The organism is Thiomicrolovo immobilis (assembly GCF_039645955.1).
Taxonomy (GTDB): Bacteria; Campylobacterota; Campylobacteria; order Campylobacterales; family Sulfurimonadaceae; genus Thiomicrolovo; species Thiomicrolovo diazotrophicus.
The window spans coordinates 2,013,748-2,031,957 of the sequence record NZ_CP147916.1 but is presented as its reverse complement, the minus strand read 5'-3'; the positions used below and the strand labels follow the sequence as shown (position 1 = coordinate 2,031,957).

The following is an 18,210-nucleotide window of genomic DNA, read 5'->3' as shown; positions in this document are numbered from 1 at the left end:
ACCTTGTTTTAATTTGTGTCTGGATAAATATAGCATATTAACCGCAAAATGCAACTTATCGATAACTGTTTTTGATCTTTTTTGCATCAGCAATGTTGAGGAGGGCGGCGAGTTCCTCCTCGGGGGCTGCATAAACGGCTTCAAAGGTGCCGAAATGGTTGAGAAGTTTTTTGACCTTGGCCTCAGAAATGCCCTTCAGTTGCAGGAGATTTGAGCTTTTTGCCTCCTTTTCTCGTTGCTTTTTGTGAAAGGTGATAGCAAAGCGGTGGGCTTCATCCCGCAGCCGCTGCACCCAGTGCAGACGGGGGTCGGTCGTCGGGAGTCTCAGGGTCTCCTCGAACGTATGGATCAGGTCGGCGGCTTTGCCTTTCGCACGGTGTGCCTTGGCATCGATTTTTTCCTTGCTGACGGCGATGACGTCGAGGTTGACCCCGGCGGAGGCGAGAAGGTCCGTCGCCAGCAGCAGCAGGGTGCGCCCCCCGTCGATGATCCAGAGGTCCGGCGGCGGGTTGGTGCCGAAACCCTCGATACGGCGGGTCAGCATTTCACGCATCTGGGCGTACTCATCCCGCGATTCGAGGTGGTAGTGGCGGTAGGCTTTTTTCAGGAACGTCCCTTTTTCGGCCACGATCATGGCCCCGACGGGAGCGACCCCGGCGAGGTGGGAGTTGTCGAAGACCTCGACGCGTTCGGGGAAGGCGGAGAGTCCGCAGAGCTCCTGCAGGGCTTCCGCGGTCCGTTCGGCCCCCGTATGCCGCTGTTTCTGGAGCAGCTCCTCGGCATTGAGGCGCGCGGTATCGATCACTTTGCGTTTTTCGCCGCGCTGGGGGACGTGAATCTGTACTTTGCGCCCCAGATGTTTTGAGAGCGCCGATGCGACCCACTCGCGGGTCTCGAAGTCGTCCGCGACGAGGATGGGGGCGAGGATGGGGGGCTGGTCATGGACGTAGAACTCCAGCAGGGTGCGTTCGTAGAGTTCGCCGGGGTCGAAGAGTGCACCCGCGCGGATCGTGTCGAACGCGGAGGAGACGATCTTGCCCCGTCGCATGAAGAGGCGGACGATGGCGGCATACTTATCGTTGTGGGCGACGGCAAAGATATCATAGTCTGCGGCGTTGGCCAGGTCGATCTTGGAGAGCTGTTCGCTGCGCTCGATGCGCTCGATCCGGTCTCGCAGTTTCGCCGCTTCTTCGAAGCGCAGCGATTCGGCGTAAAAAGCCATCCGTGCTTCGAGGCGGGAGAGCAGCTTCCGTTTGGAATCGATGAGGCTTTTGGCCTCGTCAATAAGGTCGGCGTAGGCCTCCGGCGTCACCAGCCCCTCGCAGGGACCGAGGCACTGTTTCATCTGATAGAAAAGGCAGGTCTTCCCCCCGGCCAGGCAGCTCTGCTTCTGCACGAGCGGTACGAGGTCGTAGAGAGAGTCGAGGATGTCCCGCGCCCCGACGGAATAGGGGCCGAAATATTCGATACTGCTGCCGGTAATGACTTTGCGCGTGATCTCGAAACGGGGGAAGGGGAGCGCGCGGTCGATATAGATATAGGGATAGGTCTTGTCGTCGCGCAGCAGGATGTTGTATTTGGGCTTGAGCTGCTTGATCAGGGAGTTTTCCAGGATCAGGGCATCGTGTTCGCTTTCGACGACGATATAGTTCAGCGAGACCGTTTCGCCGAGCATCTTGCGGATGCGGGGGGAAAGGGTCGGGTTGGGCGCGAGCACGGGGGTAAAGCGGAAATAGCTCTTCACCCTTTTCTTCAGGCTCTTGGCCTTGCCGACATAGAGCAGGTGGCCGCCGGCGTCGTAGTAGTGGTAGACGCCGGGACGGTCAGGCAGGTTCTGAATCTGTTCGAGCATGGATGTGTTCTCTGATCCGTTCGATGAGCCGGTGCAGTTCGGGATGGTGGGCCTCGTTGCCGAAGGCGCCTTCCGAGCGTTCGGTGTAGAGGGCTTCGGTGTCGCGTATCATCCCCGTGTCTTCGCTTTTTGCCGCTTCGATGCGGTGGGTGACGAAGGCACGGATGTCCTCGGGCAGGTGCTCCCGGCACTCCGGCGGCGTATAGAGTTTTAAAGGGGCTTTAATCGAGGCAATGATATTATCGAACTCCTGTTTGGCGCCCGGATGGCTAAGAACAAAATAGAGTATTTTGTTGTGAAAATAGCCGTACCGTACGAGCCGCTGCAGGTGCGGGGGGAAAAGCCCCTGGATGCGGCGGATACACTCGAAGTGCGCCAATTTTGAAAACGACGGCTTTTGCCGCAGCGAAGCGAGAATATGCGAAGCATTTTTCATATGATGATTATAGCGGTTTGCCTGTTAAGCCTTTCTGGATGCGGCTACAAGGGTAATCCCTACTACGAAGCCCCGCAAAAGGTGCGCTGATGCAGTATGACGTCCTCATCATCGGTGCCGGGGTCGCCGGACTCTACGCCGCGCTGAACATTCCTACCGATAAAAAAGTCCTCCTCATCAACAAGACCCGCCCCTGGGAGTGCAACACCTATTACGCCCAGGGCGGCGTGACGACCGCGCGCAACGACGCCGATATTCCCATTCACATCAAAGACACCCTTGACGCGGGTGCGGGCATGTGCAACGAAGAGGCGGTCCGGGTGCTGAGCGAAACCTCGCAGAGCGTGGTTCGTGACCTGATGGCACGCGGTTTCAAGTTCGATACGGGGGAGAACGGGCGTCTGCTCTATACCAAAGAGGCGGCGCACTCCGCCGACCGTATCCTGCATGCAGGCGGCGATGCGACGGGTCGGCACCTCCACCACTTTCTGCTGCTGAATAATCCCCACCCCATGCTGGCCAACGCCACCGTCATCGATTTCCTGATCGAAGCGGGGCAGATCTGCGGGGTCGAGGTCGTTTACAAGGGCGAGCGCAAAGTGATCCTCGCACACCAGGTGATCCTCGCCAGCGGCGGGGTGGGCTCGCTGTACCGCTTCCACACGAACGCCTACAGCATTAGCGGGGATATCCAAGGTATCTGTGTCGAAAAAGGGATCGCCCTGGACAATATGGAGATGATGCAGTTCCACCCGACGGTTTACCTCGGTAACCAGTCCGTGCAGAAGCAGCTGCTTAGCGAAGCGCTGCGGGGCGAGGGGGCGCAGGTCGAGGATGAAGACGGCTACCGTTTCCTCTTCGATTACGACCCCCGGGGCGAACTTGCCCCCCGCGACATCGTCAGCCGGGCGCTTTTCGACTACCGCCGCAAGACGAAAAAGCAGATATACCTCTCCTTCCGGGAGTTTGATCCGGCCTATTTCCATAAACGCTTCCCCAATATCAGCGCCAACCTGCGGGATATGGGTTTTGACGTTCCCAAAGACCGCGTGCCGGTCTCCCCGGCGTTTCACTACGCCATCGGCGGGATCAAGACGGACCTGGAGGGCCATGTTGCCGGTGTCAAGGGGCTTTATGCCATCGGCGAAGCGGCGTCGACGGGGGTCCACGGCGCCAACCGTCTGGCCAGCAACTCGCTGCTGGAGGGGCTGGTCTTCGCCAAACGCGCGACCGCGGCGCTTCTGAGCGAACCGGGGAGCAACTGCTCCACCCCTTTCGCCCCGGGAGATGAGCCCCTGTTTGTCGAGGGAGACAAAGAGAAAAAGGAGCAGCTGCGCCGTATAATGTGGAAATTCGTTTCCATTGTCCGGACGACAGAAGGGCTCCAGGAAGCACTGGCCACGCTCGACGCCATGCTCGCTTCCCCGATCGGCCGGATGCTGAGATTGCGCTTGTTGACGGCGCACGAGATCGTCCGCGCCGCCCTGGCCAGGGAAGAGTCGGTCGGGGTCCATTACCGCGAAAACTGAGTCATAACACCGTCGGAGGTGTAAAATATATTTCAATTGGGAGTTTTATATGCATGACACCATGCTTGACCTGACCTCGACGTGGGTCGGGATCGCCGTTCTGGCCGTCTTTGTTATCGGCTATTATTTTATTGCAACGGAAGAAAAATATGAGTTGAACAAGGCCAAGCCGGCCCTGTTCATCGGAACGTTCTCGTTTATGCTGATCGGGATCTATTATGCGCTCAACGGGCTCTCTCCGGACCCGCTTCATGAGGAGATGCGCACGCTGATCGAGGAGATCGCGGAGATCTTCTTCTTCCTGTTCGTGGCGATGACTTTCATCGAGACCCTGATTGAACGGGGCGTTTTTGACGTCTTGAAATACAAGCTCGTCTCCAAGGGATACAGCTACAAGAAACTTTTCTGGCTGACGGGGCTGCTGGCGTTCTTCATCTCGCCGGTAGCCGACAACCTGACAACGGCACTGATCCTTTCGACGGTACTCTTCACGATCGACCGTGACAATCACAAGTTCCTCGTACCGGGGGCGATCAATATCGTTGTGGCGGCCAATGCGGGCGGTGCCTGGAGTCCCTTTGGAGATATTACGACCCTGATGGCGTGGACGGCGCAGAAGGGCGAATTTATCGACTTCCTTTTCCTCTTTGTCCCCTCCATCGGCGGCTGGGTCCTGACGGCATGGCTGCTGGCCCGTTTCGTTCCGGCAGGAGCGCCGGCGTTTGACGCGAGCAGCGAAGCGGCACCGCAGATGCGCGACGGCGGAATGACGGTTGTCTACCTGGGGGCTGCAACGATCGTTATTGCGGTCCTGGGACACCAGTTCTTCCACTTCCCGGCGATGTGGGGCATGGTCTTCGGTCTGGCGCTGCTCAAGCTCTACTCTTTCCGTCTGACGAAGCAGAAGCGCGATTCGTTCGATATCTTCGTCAACATGCAGAAGATCGAGAACGATACGCTGCTCTTCTTCTTCGGGATCCTCTCCGCCGTCGGTGCGCTGCACTATGTCGGTTTCCTCAACTACATCCACGATCTCTACGGGGTGATCGGTGCGACGGCGTCGAACATCGGCGTCGGCTTCCTCTCGGCGATCGTCGACAACGTCCCGGTGATGAGCGCGATCCTCAAAGCGAGCCCGGAGATGGGGCTGGATCAGTGGATGCTCGTCACGATGACGGCAGGAATCGGCGGGAGCCTGATCAGTTTCGGATCCGCCGCCGGCGTTGGCGTTATGGGGCGTCTGCGTGGAATCTACACCTTCGGTGCGCATATGAAATACGCCTGGACGATCCTGGCGGGCTATCTCCTCTCACTGGTACTTTGGTATATCCAGTTCGAGATCCTCGGGCTCTACTAGGCCCGTCTTCCGGCGTTGCCTGCCGGGGCGGAACACCCCTCCGGCGCACCGCCCGACACTAACCCAAATCTAACCCCTTTTAAGCTATCCTTTCATTATCAATCAACCATTCATAAAGGTCTTACCGTGAAAGACGTCAGCATTATCGTACTGGATTTCGGATCGCAGTATACGCAGCTTATTGCACGCCGCCTGCGCGAGGAACGTATCTACTGTGAAATCGTTCCCTACTTCACCAAAGTCGAAGAGATCACCGCGAAAAACCCCAAAGGGATCATCCTCAGCGGCGGCCCGGCTTCGGTGTACGACGAAGATGCCTATGAAGTGGACAAGGCGATCTACGACCTCGGCCTCCCCGTGATGGGGATCTGTTACGGGATGCAGCGGATTGCCGTCGATTTCGGCGGTTCGGTCATCCGCTCCGATCACCACGAATACGGCAAGGCGGAGCTCTATATCAATGAGGAACACGGCAACGTCTCCCCGCTGTTTGAATCATGCGAGAACGGCCGCATCGTCTGGATGAGCCATAGCGACCGCGTTGACGTGCTCCCGGAGGGCTTCGCGCCGATCGCGTACTCCGACAACTCCCCCTTCGCGGCGATCGCAAATGAGGAGAAGCGCGTCTACGCCATGCAGTACCACCCGGAAGTCCAGCACAGCGAAGAGGGGTACCTCATGCTGCGCAACTTTGCCCGCAAGATCTGCGGCGTGACCGAGAAGTGGGATATGGGTCACTTCCTCAAAGAACAGATCGCGAAGATCAAAGAGCAGGTCGGCGAGGGCAAGGTGCTCTGCGGGCTCTCCGGCGGGGTCGACTCCTCTGTCGTCGCGGCGCTGCTGTACGAAGCGATCGGTGACCAGCTGATCCCGGTCTTCGTTGACAACGGGCTGCTGCGCAAGGGCGAGCGCGAACAGGTCGAGGAGGTCTTCAAGGTCAACCTGAAAGTGCCCCTCGTCGTGGCGGACGCTTCCGAGCTCTTCCTGGAGCGCCTGGCTGGCGTGACCGATCCGGAGACGAAGCGCAAGACGATCGGACACACCTTCATCGAGGTTTTCGAAGCCGAAGCGAAAAAGCACTCCGGTATCAAGTTCCTGGCACAGGGAACCCTTTACCCGGACGTCATCGAGTCCGTCTCCGTCAAAGGGCCTTCCGAGACGATCAAGTCACACCACAACGTCGGCGGCCTGCCGGACTGGATGGACTTCGAGCTGATCGAGCCCCTGCGCGAACTCTTCAAAGACGAGGTCCGCAAACTGGGGCGCGAACTGGGACTCCCCGAGTCGATGATCAACCGCCACCCCTTCCCGGGGCCTGGCCTGGCGATCCGTATCATGGGCGACGTCAACAAACCGGATCTCAACCTGCTGCGCGAAGCGGACGTCATTCTGCTCGACGAGCTCAAGGCGAGCGGTTACTATACCCGCACATGGCAGGCGTTTGCCGTGCTGCTCAACGTCAAGAGCGTCGGGGTCATGGGGGATAACCGTACTTACGACAACACGGTCTGCGTCCGCGTCGTCGAAGCGGTCGACGGTATGACGGCGACCTTCGCGCATCTGCCGCACGATCTGCTCGAGCGCATCAGCCGCCGCATTATCAATGAAGTCGACGGGATCAACCGCGTCGTCTACGATATCAGCTCCAAGCCGCCCGCAACGATCGAGTGGGAGTAAGCATCGGCCCTTCGGCCGGTCTCCCGTATCAATAATCCTTATCTCTCCTCCTTTTGTATCCTCTCTGTATCAAAATGCTATCAATTTTTTTGTTTTTGTCATTAAATATGAGAATTTGACGTGCTATAATGCAGCAAAATGACGAACTTCCCATGAAGTGAGGGGAAATTTCGTTATAAATTAAAGGAGAAACAATGCGCAAATTAGGGTTTTTCATGTCTACGGTTACCGCTGCAGTCCTTGCATCGACTGCCACAGCCGGAGATTATGAAGTGACTGCGATTGTCGGAGGGGTGATCCCGGAGGGCAATCTGGAGATGAACAAGCAGGGGACGATCGGTGCAGCGGTCCAGTTCAATGCGATCTTTGAGAGTATCAAGCCCGAGCTTGAGCTGCTCTATTCGCCGGATGTCGTCTACAAAAAAGCAGGGGGCGAGACGACGATTACCCGTGTCATGCTCAACGGTGTCCATGAATACGGCCCGCTCGGAACGGCGATCCCCTATATGAAAGCCGGTCTGGGGTATGAAAATATGACCAAGCTGAAGTATGACAATGAAGACAGCGTGATGGCCGACGCCGGCCTCGGATTCAAGTTCCCGATCGCCGAAGAGGTTGCATTGAAACTCGAAGCACTCTATATGCTGAAATACAATGACGACCGCTGGGATAACAATCTGGCCGTTCTTGCCGGTGTGAATGTTGCTTTCGGCGCTTCCGAACCGGCGGCGGAACCTGCACCGGAGCCGGCACCTGCTGTTGCCGATGCACCGGCGGACAGCGACAACGACGGGGTTGCAGATGACGCGGACAAATGTCCCGGCACGGCAGCCGGCGTGAGCGTTGATGCGAACGGATGCGCACTCGACAGTGACAGCGACGGCGTGGTCGACGGGACGGACAAGTGCCCGGATACCCCTGCAGGCGCGACAGTCGATGCTATGGGATGCCAGCTTGACGGCGACCATGACGGTGTGGTCGATGCTTCCGATAAATGCCCCGACACCCCGAACGGCGCCAGCGTGGATGAGCTTGGATGTGCGGTAGACAGCGACGGCGACGGTGTCAGCGACCTGAAAGACAACTGTCCGAACACGCCGGAAGGCTTCAAGGTTGATATGGTCGGCTGCCCTGTTGTCAAGACGCTGAAGATCCGCTACGAGACAGCTTCTGCCGTCATCGCAAAAGAGTCCGAAGGCAAAGTCGTTGAATTCGCAGAGTTCCTCAAAGAGAGCCCTGCATACAACGTGAAGATTCTCGGCCACACGGACAGCCGCGGCAGCGACAAGTACAACCAGGGACTTTCCGAAGCACGTGCGAACAGCGTCAGAACACTCCTGATTGCCAACGGCATCTCCGAAGATCGTATCATCGCCGAAGGCAAGGGCGAGTCCCAGCCGATCGCCGACAATGGTACCAAAGAGGGCCGCGCGGCGAACCGCCGCATCGAAGTCTGGCTGCTGAAATAAGGAGCCGCTTCACACCTGCCGGTGCGCCGTTTTCTCCGGCGTCTCCGGAATTATGGTATAATTGAATGTTTACTTAAACACGGGGCTGACCTGGTTTCGACGGGAGCAGGTCGCCTACGGTTGCATGCCGGGCTGAGCATCCCGATATACGGCTCAGATTGCATAACTGCAAACAACACAAATTATCGTCCTGCTTACGCTGTAGCGTAAGTTTTAACTTAATTTAGGACTGCTTCGCCTTCCGACTCTGGATAGGAAGGACTTTGAAGTATCACCCTTCTCCAGATATATCTGTAGATTGTCTCATCTGCAGAAGAACTTCGAGACTCGCCCGGTCTAGCTTTGCAGGTTGTGTGAAGCCCGGTTAAACTAAACAACCTCTCTAAGCATGTAGACGCCGCAGGTAGCTTGTTTTCGGACTGGAGTTCGATTCTCCACAGCTCCACCAATCTTTCTCAACTACTTTTCATTTGCACCATACTGTTTTTCAATCATATCCATCACTTCCAGCTGCAAAAAAATTGTCAGCAGTTCCGGATCGTGCTTGGTACCGCTTTCGTTTTGCATAATCTCAATGGCATCGTGGTGGGGCATGGCCGCGCGGTAGGGGCGCGTTTCGCGCAGGGCGTCGTAGCTGTCGAGGATGGAGAGCATCCGGGCGATGCGGGGGATCGCCTCGCCCTCTAGCCTGTCGGGGTAGCCGCTGCCGTCAAAGTGTTCGTGGTGATGCCGTACATGGTCGGCGATCCTGTCGCCCTGAGGGAGCTGCAGCAGGCGGACGATCGCTTCGCCCATGGTGGAGTGCAACTGCATTGTTTCGCGCTGTTCGGGCGCAAGGGCATCCGGGTGCAAGAGGATGCTGTCGGGAATGCCGATTTTGCCGATATCATGGAACATCGCACTGTAGAGCAGCTGAACCTGCTCGTCGGGAGAGAGGGAACAGGCGCGGCCGAAGGCGTCGGCAAGCAGGACGACCCGTTCACAGTGCTCATGGGTCTGGCTATGGCGCTGCCGAAGACTTTCGCGCAGCCCCTCGATGCTGCACGGCTGGGCGTGGAGGGATTCGAAAAGGTTCATGGCTCCCCTTTGCATACGCAGGTGGGTTCCTGCGGGCAAGCAATCGTTTCGGAACTATTGTAGCAGAAGATCGGTATTGGTGATGGACACCCGGAGATGGATCTTTCGTCGCGTCACATGGCAGCACCGGCAAAGATAGACCAAGGCGAACCACGATACCACGACAACGAAGGGCCTCTTCAGCCCCGGGGACGACGGAGTATGGGCACTATTTATGCAAGGGTGTAACCTAATCTATACACCATTTCTACTATAATGGCGGCATAAATTATCCTACGAGGAAATCATTATGGCAATCAAAGTAGCGGTAAACGGAACGGGACGGATCGGCCTGATCGCGATCAAGATCGCGGCGCAGCGCGACGATATGGAACTGGTGGCGATCAATACGACCGCCAAACCGGATATGCTGGAGTACCTGCTGAAATACGACTCCGTTCACACGGGGATCGATACGAAAGTGATCGATGAGCATACCATCGAGGTCGGCGGCAAACCGGTCATGATGTTCAGCGAACGCGACCCCGAGTCCCTGGACTTCAGCAAAGCGGGCGCGGAAGTCGTCGTCGAGTGTACCGGCGTTTTCCTGACAACGGAAACGGCCTCAAAACACCTCAAGGGCAGCGTGAAAAAGGTCGTCATGTCCGCACCGGCGAAGGACGATACCCCGACATACGTCATCGGGATCAATACCGACAGTTACCAGGGCGAAGCGGTCATTTCCAACGCCAGCTGTACGACCAACGCCCTGGCGCCGGTGACGAAGATCCTCGATGACACGTTCGGGATTGAGAACGGTCTGATGACGACGATCCACTCCTATACGAACGACCAGAACCTGCTCGACGTTAAACATAAAAAAGATATGCGCCGTGCCCGTGCGGCGGCGGTCAATATGATCCCGACGACAACCGGTGCCGCCAAGGCGATCGGCCTGGTCATGCCGCACCTTCAGGGCAAGCTCAACGGGTACGCCATGCGTGTCCCGACGACGGATGTCTCCGTCGTCGACCTGACGGTCAACCTGAAAAAAGCGACAACCAAAGAGGAGGTCATTGCCGCCTTCGAAGCCGCCGCGGCGGGCGAATATGCGGGCCGTGTCGAGGTCGACCGCGACAAGCGCGTCTCCAGCGACTTCGTCGGTTCCTCCTACAGCTGTACCTTCGTCCCGGATATGCTCAGCGTCATCGACGGTACCGTCGTCAAGGTGCTGGCCTGGTACGACAACGAGTGGGGTTACACCGAGCGTCTGATGGACATGGCCAAGTTCGTCGGCGAACACTAAGGAGTGCGGATGAAAAGCATTATCGGTCACTGCAACAGCAGCATCGCGTCACTGAAACTCTCCGAAGACCTTCTTGACAAGAATACGCTCATCCTCGGCGAAGAGGGTGCGGGTAAAACGAATCTCGCCTCGAAGATCCGCGAGTTCGTTATCGCCAGCGGCATCCCGACGCTCTACATGGACTTTTCGGACCCCGCCATCGACGAGGTTGAAGCGCGCTACAAAGACGAGCACTTCTTCTACATGCAGTTTGAAGAGAGCAATGCCTTTGACGCTGCCTTCGACGAGGCAGTCGAGGCACGCAAGCACATCTACCTCGCGGTCAACCCGAGCCACTTCTCCAACAAGCGTGATGTGAAAAGCCGGCTCTCACAGACGATCTCCAAGCAGGAGCTGCTGGACAACTATTACTACTTTTTCCATGAGATCGCACAGCTCGGCGGTTTCTACACGAAGTTCGAAGACTTCCTCATGTATATCTTTAGCATGATCAATATGAAAAAATTCGGGCTCACGTTCCTGTCGCAGCCCCACGAGATCTTCGAGAATGCCCAGCTCAAACTGCTGTTTACCTTCCTTTTCCTCGGACGCTGTTCCAATGCGAACTACTATAACACCTCCGAGCTCAAAAACATGAAGCGCAACCAGTTCTTCTATCAGCGTCGTATGAACCACAAGACCCTGCTGTTCAACGATATCCGGAGCGACGTCGTCACCGTCGACGAATAAAAAGGAGCGCGCATGGCACTGGCCATCATGTGTTCGGGCGGCGATGCGCCCGGAATGAACCCCGCGATCAAGAAGTTTGTCGATTACGCCTTCAAGCGCGGGCAGAAGCACTACTTCATTCACCACGGCCTCGAGGGGATGATCGACGGCGAGATCACCGAAGCCTCCCACAGTGACGTTGCCGGGATCCTGCACCGCGGCGGTGCCATTATCCGCTCCTCCCGTTCCAAACGCTTTTTCGAATACGAATACCGCAAACAGGCCTTTGAGAATCTCAAGAAGTATGACATTACGGGGCTCGTCGTGCTGGGCGGGGACGGCTCTTTCCGTGCGATGCAGCGTTTCAGCGAGGAGTTCCCGCTCAATTTCGTCGGCATTCCGACGACGATCGACAACGATATCTACGGCACGGACTACTGCCTCGGCGTCGATACGGCGCTCAACGTCATCCGCGACGCCCTGGACAAGATCCGTGATACCGCGTCGACCTTTGACCGGGCCTTCGTCGTCGAAGTGATGGGGCGGGAGTGCGGCTATCTTGCCGTTGTTTCCGCCCTGGCCAGCGGGGCGGAGATCTGCATTATTCCCGAAGCCGATTTCAATATCAAAGTCGCAGAGAAGCAGCTGCTCGAAGAGGTGGCCGGCGGGCGCGGCTACATTCTGGCGGTGGTCGCCGAGGGAACCGGCAAGACCGCCGAGATCGCCGAGTGGCTGGAGTCGACCATCGGGTTGGAAACCAGGGTGAGTATTCTGGGGCATATCCAGCGCGGGGGGAATCCGACAGTGACGGACAGGCTGATGGCCTTTGAGTTCGTCATCCACGCCATCGACCACCTCCTGCACTCCCGCGACGCCAACAAGGTCGTCTACTACCGCGACGGGGCCTACGGCCTCATGGAGATCGATGACGTCGTCTCCCACACCTACACGATCGACAGCGAACTGCTCTCCGCCATCAACCTGATCGACTGAGCGCCGCTGCGCATTTTCACGGGGTTCGGCACCCCGAAAATCTCCTTACGGTTGCAAACCGTTTTTTTTAATCGTTGTCTATAGTGCGTCGGAGTACAATGGGTCCAAACGTCAACGCATTACGATAAGGAGCCCGGTATGTCACGCATCGTTATGGACGCCAACGAAGCGGTTGCGCGCGTCGCATTCAAAACCAACGAGGTGATCGCGATCTATCCCATCACCCCCTCATCCCCCATGGGGGAACACTCCGACGAATATGCCGAGAATGGGGAGAAAAACATCTTCGGCACCGTGCCGGACGTAATGGAGATGCAGAGCGAGGGGGGTGCGAGCGGCGCGGTCCACGGTGCGCTGCAGGCCGGGGCGCTGACGACGACCTTTACGGCGTCGCAGGGGCTGCTGCTGATGATCCCGAACATGCATAAAATCGCCGGGGAGCTCACCCCGACCGTTTTCCACGTCGCGGCGCGTTCGCTGGCGGCGCAGGCGCTCTCGATCTTCGGAGACCACACCGATGTCATGCAGTGCCGGCCGACGGGGTTCGCGATGCTTGCCTCCTGCGATGCCCAGGAGGCGCAGGATTTCGCCCTGATCGCCCAGGCGGCGGCGCTGGAGGGGCGGCTGCCCGTGCTGCACTTTTTCGACGGCTTTAGAACGTCGCATGAGCTGATGAACGTCGAGACGCTCGACGATGCGGTGCTTAAAGCGATGATTTCGACCGAACTGGTCAACGCCCACAAGGCGCGCGCCCTCGACCCCGAAGCTCCCGTCCTTCGGGGAACGAGCCAGAACCCCGACGTCTACTTCCAGGGGCGCGAGAGCGTCAACCGCTACTATGACGCCTTCCCCGGCATCGTCCAGAAGCAGATGGACCGTTTCGCGGCTTTGACGGGCAGGCAGTACCGTCTGTACGAATACTACGGCTGTCCCAACCCGAAAAAGCTGATTGTGCTGATGACCTCCGGCGCGAAGACGGCGCGCGAAACGGTGGATGCGCTCAATACGCTCGGATACGAAACGGGCGTCCTGACCGTCCGCCTCTTCCGTCCTTTCGATGCCGAGCGCCTGCTCGAAGCGATCCCCAAAAGCGTCGAGGCGATCGCGGTCCTTGACCGTACAAAGGAGCCGGGGGCGTATGCGGAACCGCTCTTCTCGGACGTGATGCACGCCTACGCGGAAGCCTTCGCCAGGGGACGCTGCAAATCGATGCCCCGTATCATCGGGGGACGCTACGGACTCTCCTCCAAGGAGTTTACGCCGGCCATGGTCAAAGCGGTCTTCGACGAATTGAAAAAAGCGGAGTCGAAACCGCGCTTTACCGTCGGCATCACCGACGACGTGACACACCTCTCCCTCGAGGCCGCTCCCTTCGAGACGCCGTCAGAGGGGGTAACGCAGGCGCTTTTCTACGGCCTGGGCAGCGACGGGACCGTCGGGGCGAACAAGAACTCCATCAAGATCATCGGGGAGACGGGAGAACATGTGCAGGGGTACTTCGTCTATGATTCGAAGAAATCCGGCTCCATGACGATCTCGCACCTGCGCTTCTCCCCGGAACCGATCCGTTCGACCTACCTTATCGACACGGCGGATTTCGTCGGGGTGCACCAGTTCGTCTTCATTCTCAAATACGATATTCTCAAGCAGGCGAAGCCGGGGGCGAAGGTGCTCATCAACGCCCCTTACGACGCCGACGAGGTGTGGATGCGCCTGCCGCGGATCGCCCAGGAGCGGATCATCGAAAAGGGGCTGAAACTCTACATCATCAATGCCTATGATGTGGCCAAAGAGTGCGGACTGGGGCGGCGGATCAACACGATCATGCAGACCTGCTTCTTCCATATCGCCGAAGTGATCCCTCCGGAGCAGGCGGTCGCGAAGATCAAGGAGAGTATCGAGAAGACCTACGGCAAAAAAGGCGAGATGATTGTACGGATGAACTTCTGCGGGGTCGACAAGGCGATCGAGAACCTGCACGAGATCAACGTGCCGGACGCCGTCGGCTCCGGGGCGGACCTGCTGCCGGTTTATAAGCTCGACGTCGCCGATCCGTTCTTGGAAAATGTCACGGCGAAGCTTGAAGCGTTTGAAGGCGACAGCGTTCCCGTCAGCGCCATCCCCGCAGACGGCACCTGGCCGCTGGGAACGACCAGGTACGAGAAGCGGGAGATCGCCCTGGATGCCCCGGTCTGGGACCCGGACGTCTGTATCCAGTGCGGCAAATGCATGGAGGTCTGCCCGCACGCCGTTATCCGGGCAAAGGTGTTTGACGATACGCTGCTGGAGGCGGCGCCGGAAGGCTTCAGCGCCGTCACGACGAAATCGAAAACCTTTGGGGAGCACGAGCTCTTTACGATCAAAGTCTCCGTTGAGGATTGTACGGGGTGTTCGCTCTGCGTGGAGATGTGCCCGGCGAAGAACAAGTCCGATCTCTCCAAAAAAGCGATCAACATGGCGTCGATCGAACCGATCCACGACGCGGCGGTGGCGGAGTGGGACTATTTCCTCTCCCTGCCCGAGGTCGACCGTAGCCGGCTTGACCGTACCAAGGTGAAAGAGGCGCAGCTGCTGCAGCCGCTCTTCGAGTTTTCGGGTGCCTGCCCGGGCTGCGGGGAGACCCCCTACGTCAAACTCGCTTCCCAACTCTTCGGCGACCGGATGATCGTCGCCAACGCGACGGGCTGCTCCTCCATCTACGGTGGCAACCTTCCGACGACCCCTTGGGCGAAAAACGCGCAGGGGCAGGGGACGGCCTGGTCCAACTCCCTCTTCGAGGACAACGCGGAGTTCGGTTTGGGGATGCGCGCGAGCATCGACAGGCAGTCGCACTTCGCCCGGGAGCTCCTCGAAACCCTGCGCGATGAGGTCGGGTCCGAACTTGCCGATGCGTTGGCGGGCAATGCGCAGATAACGGAAGCGGAGATCGCCCGCCAGCGTACGGACGTGAAAAGCCTCGAAGCGAAACTCGCCGGCATCGACCGGGAGGAGGCGCGGCTTCTGGAAGGGGTGAGCTCCTACCTGATCCGCAAATCCGTCTGGGCGATGGGGGGCGACGGCTGGGCCTACGACATCGGCTACGGCGGTCTGGACCACGTGCTCGCCTCGGGGCGCAACATCAACATCCTCGTCATGGATACCCAGGTCTACTCCAACACGGGCGGACAGACCTCCAAGGCAACGCCGATAGGCGCGGTGGCGAAGTTCTCCGCCGGGGGGAAACCCGCTGACGCGAAGGACCTGGCCCTGCATGCGCTCAGCTACGGCAACGTCTACGTTGCCCGGGTGGCGATGGGTGCCAACGACGCGCAGACACTCAAGGCCTTCGTGGAGGCTGAAGCCTACGAGGGGGTCTCCATCATCATCGCCTACAGTCACTGCATCGCCCACGGGTATGATCTGCGCTACGGCATGCAGCAGCAGAAGCTGGCGGTGGAGAGCGGGCTGTGGCCGCTGATGCGCTACAACCCCGGGAAGATCGGTAGTGACGAGAACCCCTTCTCCCTCGATTACAAAGAGCCCAAAACGCCGGTCAAGAGCTACATGTACAACGAGGCCCGCTTCAAGATGGTGCTGAAGATGAATGCCGAACGGGCAGGTGCTTTCCTGGAGGCGGCAACGGACAAGGCGCAGCGGGACTGGATACGCTACCGCGACCTCGCCGACAGTGGGAACCTGACCTTTAGCAAGGAGAACGTATGCAAATGAGTATCGAATACCTCGGACTGACCCTCAAAAGCCCCCTGATCGTTTCGGCGTCGCCGATGAGCCAGCATACCGACCGCTGCCGCGCTCTGGAAGACCACGGCGCGGCGGCGATCGTGATGCATTCGCTTTTCGAAGAGCAGATCAACGCGGAGCTGCACGAGGTCGACCATATGCTCTTTCACGGCAGGGATGCCTTCTCCGAAGCGCTGAGTTTCTTCCCGGAGGGGGCGTTCGAGAATTACGAGATGGAAAACTACCTGGGGCGGCTCCGCGCCCTGAAAACGGCCCTGGATATCCCCGTGATCGCGAGCCTCAACGGGGTCAGTACCGGCGGATGGACGACCTACGCCAAGATGTTCGAAGACTCCGGCGCGGATGCGCTGGAGTTGAACCTCTACTACCCGGCGAACAGGGCATGGACCTCCGCGGAACAGATCGAGGCGCACTACCTTGAGGCGATCGCCTCCGTCCGGCGGGAGACGACCCTGCCGTTCGCCGTCAAGCTGGCCCCCGCGTTTACCGCGCTGCCCCATTTCCTTAAGGCGGCGGAGGAGGCGGGGGCGACGGCCGCCGTGCTCTTCAACCGCTTCTACCAGAGCGATATCGACCTGGAGGCGCTGGAGTGGACGCGCACACTCTCCAAAAGCTCCCCGGCCGATTTCGCTGCGGCCCTGCGCGCCGTCGCCGTCTGTTACGGCCAGAGCGCCTTGCAGTTTTGCGCCGGGGGCGGGGTGACCGAAGGGAGCGATATCGTCAAGGCCGTCATGGCCGGAGCGAATACGGTGGCGGCCGCGACGGTCTTCCATGAACGGGGGGAGGCCCACGCCGCCGTGATGCTGGAGGCCGCGGAACGCTGGATGACGGAGCATGAGTACGAATCGTTCGACCAGATGCGCGGCGCCATCAGCTACGCCAAGGCTCCCAATCCTTCGGCCCTGGAGCGGGCCAATTACGTCGATCTGCTGCGCCACGGCGACGAATTGTGGTTTTAACGGCGGATACGCTGCTTCCTAACGAAACTTTTATCCCCCCGTGCGGCGGGGGTTTGCTTTTCTTAAAGCTCCTTTAAAGCGACTGTAAAATATAATTGCGGGATTTTATAAAGACACTTTTTGCGCGGAACAGGCGCCGCCGGTGTGAGAGAGGAGCGTGTTTGATGGGTCAAAAACGGGTGTTGGTTAAGTTTTCAGGTGAAGCACTGGCCGGTGAAGCCGGTCACGGGATCGACACCCAGATCCTCAACTACATCTCCCAGGAGATCAAGAGCCTCGTCGACGCGGGTATCCAGGTCGGTCTCGTTATCGGCGGCGGCAATATCATCCGCGGTGTGACGGCGGCCAAGGACGGGATCATCCGCCGTACCGCCGGGGACTATATGGGCATGCTTGCGACGGTGATCAATGCCGTGGCGATGCAGGAGGCGTGCGAACACGCCGGACTGAAAGTGCGGGTGCAGACGGCGATCAAAATGGAACAGATCGCCGAGCCCTACATCCAGCGCCGCGCCGTCCGTCATCTGGAAAAGGGACGCGTCGTCATCTTCGCGGCGGGCACGGGGAACCCGTTCTTTACGACCGATACCGCCGCGACGCTGCGGGCGGTTGAAATCGGAGCCGACGTCATCATCAAGGCGACGAAGGTCGACGGCGTTTACGACCGCGACCCGAACAAATTCGCCGACGCCGTTAAACTGGATGTCCTTTCGTACGACCAGGCGCTGCACGACCACATCAAGGTCATGGACGATACGTCCATCGCGCTGGCCAAGGACAACAAACTGCCGATTATCGTCTGCGACATGTTCAAGTCGGGGAACCTGCTTGAGATTATCGGCGGCGATTACACCAACTGCTCCATCGTACAGCAGTAAGAAAATTACCAAAGGAAAACACCATGACAACTATGCGTCTTGAAGAGATCACTGCCAAAGCCCTCAACACTGCCGGCATCGACCGCTATCAGCTCGCGATTGCCGTTGCACAGCGTGCGAAAGAGCTCGAGAACGGTGCCCAGAGCAAGCTCAACCTTGACCTGAAGACGACCAAGTCGACAGACCTCGCACTGATGGAAATCGCGGAAGGCCTCGTGCTCATCAAGGGCTTCAAGCAGAAAGCCTAAC

Annotated in this window: 14 protein-coding genes and 1 other RNA gene; 12 read left to right on the top strand and 3 right to left on the bottom strand. The window is 58.6% G+C overall.

What is annotated here, in order from left to right; genetic code table 11:
* Window positions 1-55: 55 nt before the first annotated feature.
* A complete protein-coding gene (uvrC, locus tag WCX72_RS10580; protein WP_345969742.1) occupies window positions 56-1,852 on the bottom strand; it encodes an excinuclease ABC subunit UvrC in 1,797 nt (598 codons plus the stop codon).
* Complete coding sequence (locus tag WCX72_RS10575) at window positions 1,824-2,288, bottom strand: hypothetical protein (RefSeq protein ID WP_345969741.1); 465 nt, start codon at window positions 2,286-2,288, stop codon at window positions 1,824-1,826. Before WCX72_RS10575 ends, uvrC begins: the two co-directional genes overlap by 29 nt.
* Window positions 2,289-2,377: 89 nt before the next feature.
* On the opposite strand from WCX72_RS10575, the gene nadB reads away from it, so the two are divergent.
* The 5 genes from nadB (at window position 2,378) to ssrA (ending at window position 8,768) form a co-directional block, all read left to right on the top strand.
* Window positions 2,378-3,817 (top strand): L-aspartate oxidase, encoded by a 1,440-nt coding sequence (nadB, locus tag WCX72_RS10570; RefSeq protein WP_345969740.1) that lies wholly within the window; start codon window positions 2,378-2,380, stop codon window positions 3,815-3,817.
* Window positions 3,818-3,866: 49 nt separating this feature from the next.
* Entirely contained in the window at window positions 3,867-5,174 is a 1,308-nt protein-coding gene (gene nhaD / locus WCX72_RS10565) for a sodium:proton antiporter NhaD (protein ID WP_345969739.1), read from the top strand.
* 126 nt (window positions 5,175-5,300) lie between these two features.
* Entirely contained in the window at window positions 5,301-6,851 is a 1,551-nt protein-coding gene (gene guaA / locus WCX72_RS10560; RefSeq protein WP_345969738.1) for a glutamine-hydrolyzing GMP synthase, read from the top strand.
* A gap of 272 nt (window positions 6,852-7,123) precedes the next feature.
* Window positions 7,124-8,320, top strand: coding sequence for an OmpA family protein (locus WCX72_RS10555; RefSeq protein WP_345969737.1), 1,197 nt, complete (start codon window positions 7,124-7,126; stop codon window positions 8,318-8,320).
* An 81-nt stretch (window positions 8,321-8,401) separates the two neighbouring features.
* Window positions 8,402-8,768: a transfer-messenger RNA gene (gene ssrA / locus WCX72_RS10550) on the top strand.
* Between the two features lie 11 nt (window positions 8,769-8,779).
* On the opposite strand, the gene WCX72_RS10545 is transcribed toward ssrA, so the two are convergent.
* Entirely contained in the window at window positions 8,780-9,397 is a 618-nt protein-coding gene (locus tag WCX72_RS10545) for an HD domain-containing phosphohydrolase (protein WP_345969736.1), read from the bottom strand.
* Window positions 9,398-9,686: 289 nt separating this feature from the next.
* Here WCX72_RS10545 and gap point away from each other — a divergent pair, with 289 nt between their 5' ends.
* The 7 genes from gap to WCX72_RS10510 all read left to right on the top strand — a co-directional run bounded on the left by gap (window position 9,687) and on the right by WCX72_RS10510 (window position 18,209).
* A complete protein-coding gene (gene gap / locus WCX72_RS10540) occupies window positions 9,687-10,682 on the top strand; it encodes a type I glyceraldehyde-3-phosphate dehydrogenase (RefSeq protein ID WP_345969735.1) in 996 nt (331 codons plus the stop codon).
* Between the two features lie 9 nt (window positions 10,683-10,691).
* On the top strand, window positions 10,692-11,411 hold the full coding sequence (locus WCX72_RS10535) for an ATP-binding protein (protein WP_345969734.1): 720 nt from the start codon (window positions 10,692-10,694) through the stop codon (window positions 11,409-11,411).
* Window positions 11,412-11,423: 12 nt separating this feature from the next.
* A complete protein-coding gene (locus WCX72_RS10530) occupies window positions 11,424-12,383 on the top strand; it encodes a 6-phosphofructokinase (protein WP_345969733.1) in 960 nt (319 codons plus the stop codon).
* Between the two features lie 138 nt (window positions 12,384-12,521).
* A complete protein-coding gene (gene nifJ / locus WCX72_RS10525) occupies window positions 12,522-16,091 on the top strand; it encodes a pyruvate:ferredoxin (flavodoxin) oxidoreductase (protein WP_345969732.1) in 3,570 nt (1,189 codons plus the stop codon).
* Complete coding sequence (locus WCX72_RS10520; protein ID WP_345969731.1) at window positions 16,082-17,083, top strand: dihydroorotate dehydrogenase-like protein; 1,002 nt, start codon at window positions 16,082-16,084, stop codon at window positions 17,081-17,083. Before nifJ ends, WCX72_RS10520 begins: the two co-directional genes overlap by 10 nt.
* Before the next feature lie 164 nt (window positions 17,084-17,247).
* Complete coding sequence (gene pyrH, locus WCX72_RS10515) at window positions 17,248-17,961, top strand: UMP kinase (RefSeq protein ID WP_345969730.1); 714 nt, start codon at window positions 17,248-17,250, stop codon at window positions 17,959-17,961.
* Between the two features lie 32 nt (window positions 17,962-17,993).
* Entirely contained in the window at window positions 17,994-18,209 is a 216-nt protein-coding gene (locus tag WCX72_RS10510; protein ID WP_345971552.1) for a DNA-directed RNA polymerase subunit omega, read from the top strand.
* Window position 18,210: the final 1 nt, after the last annotated feature.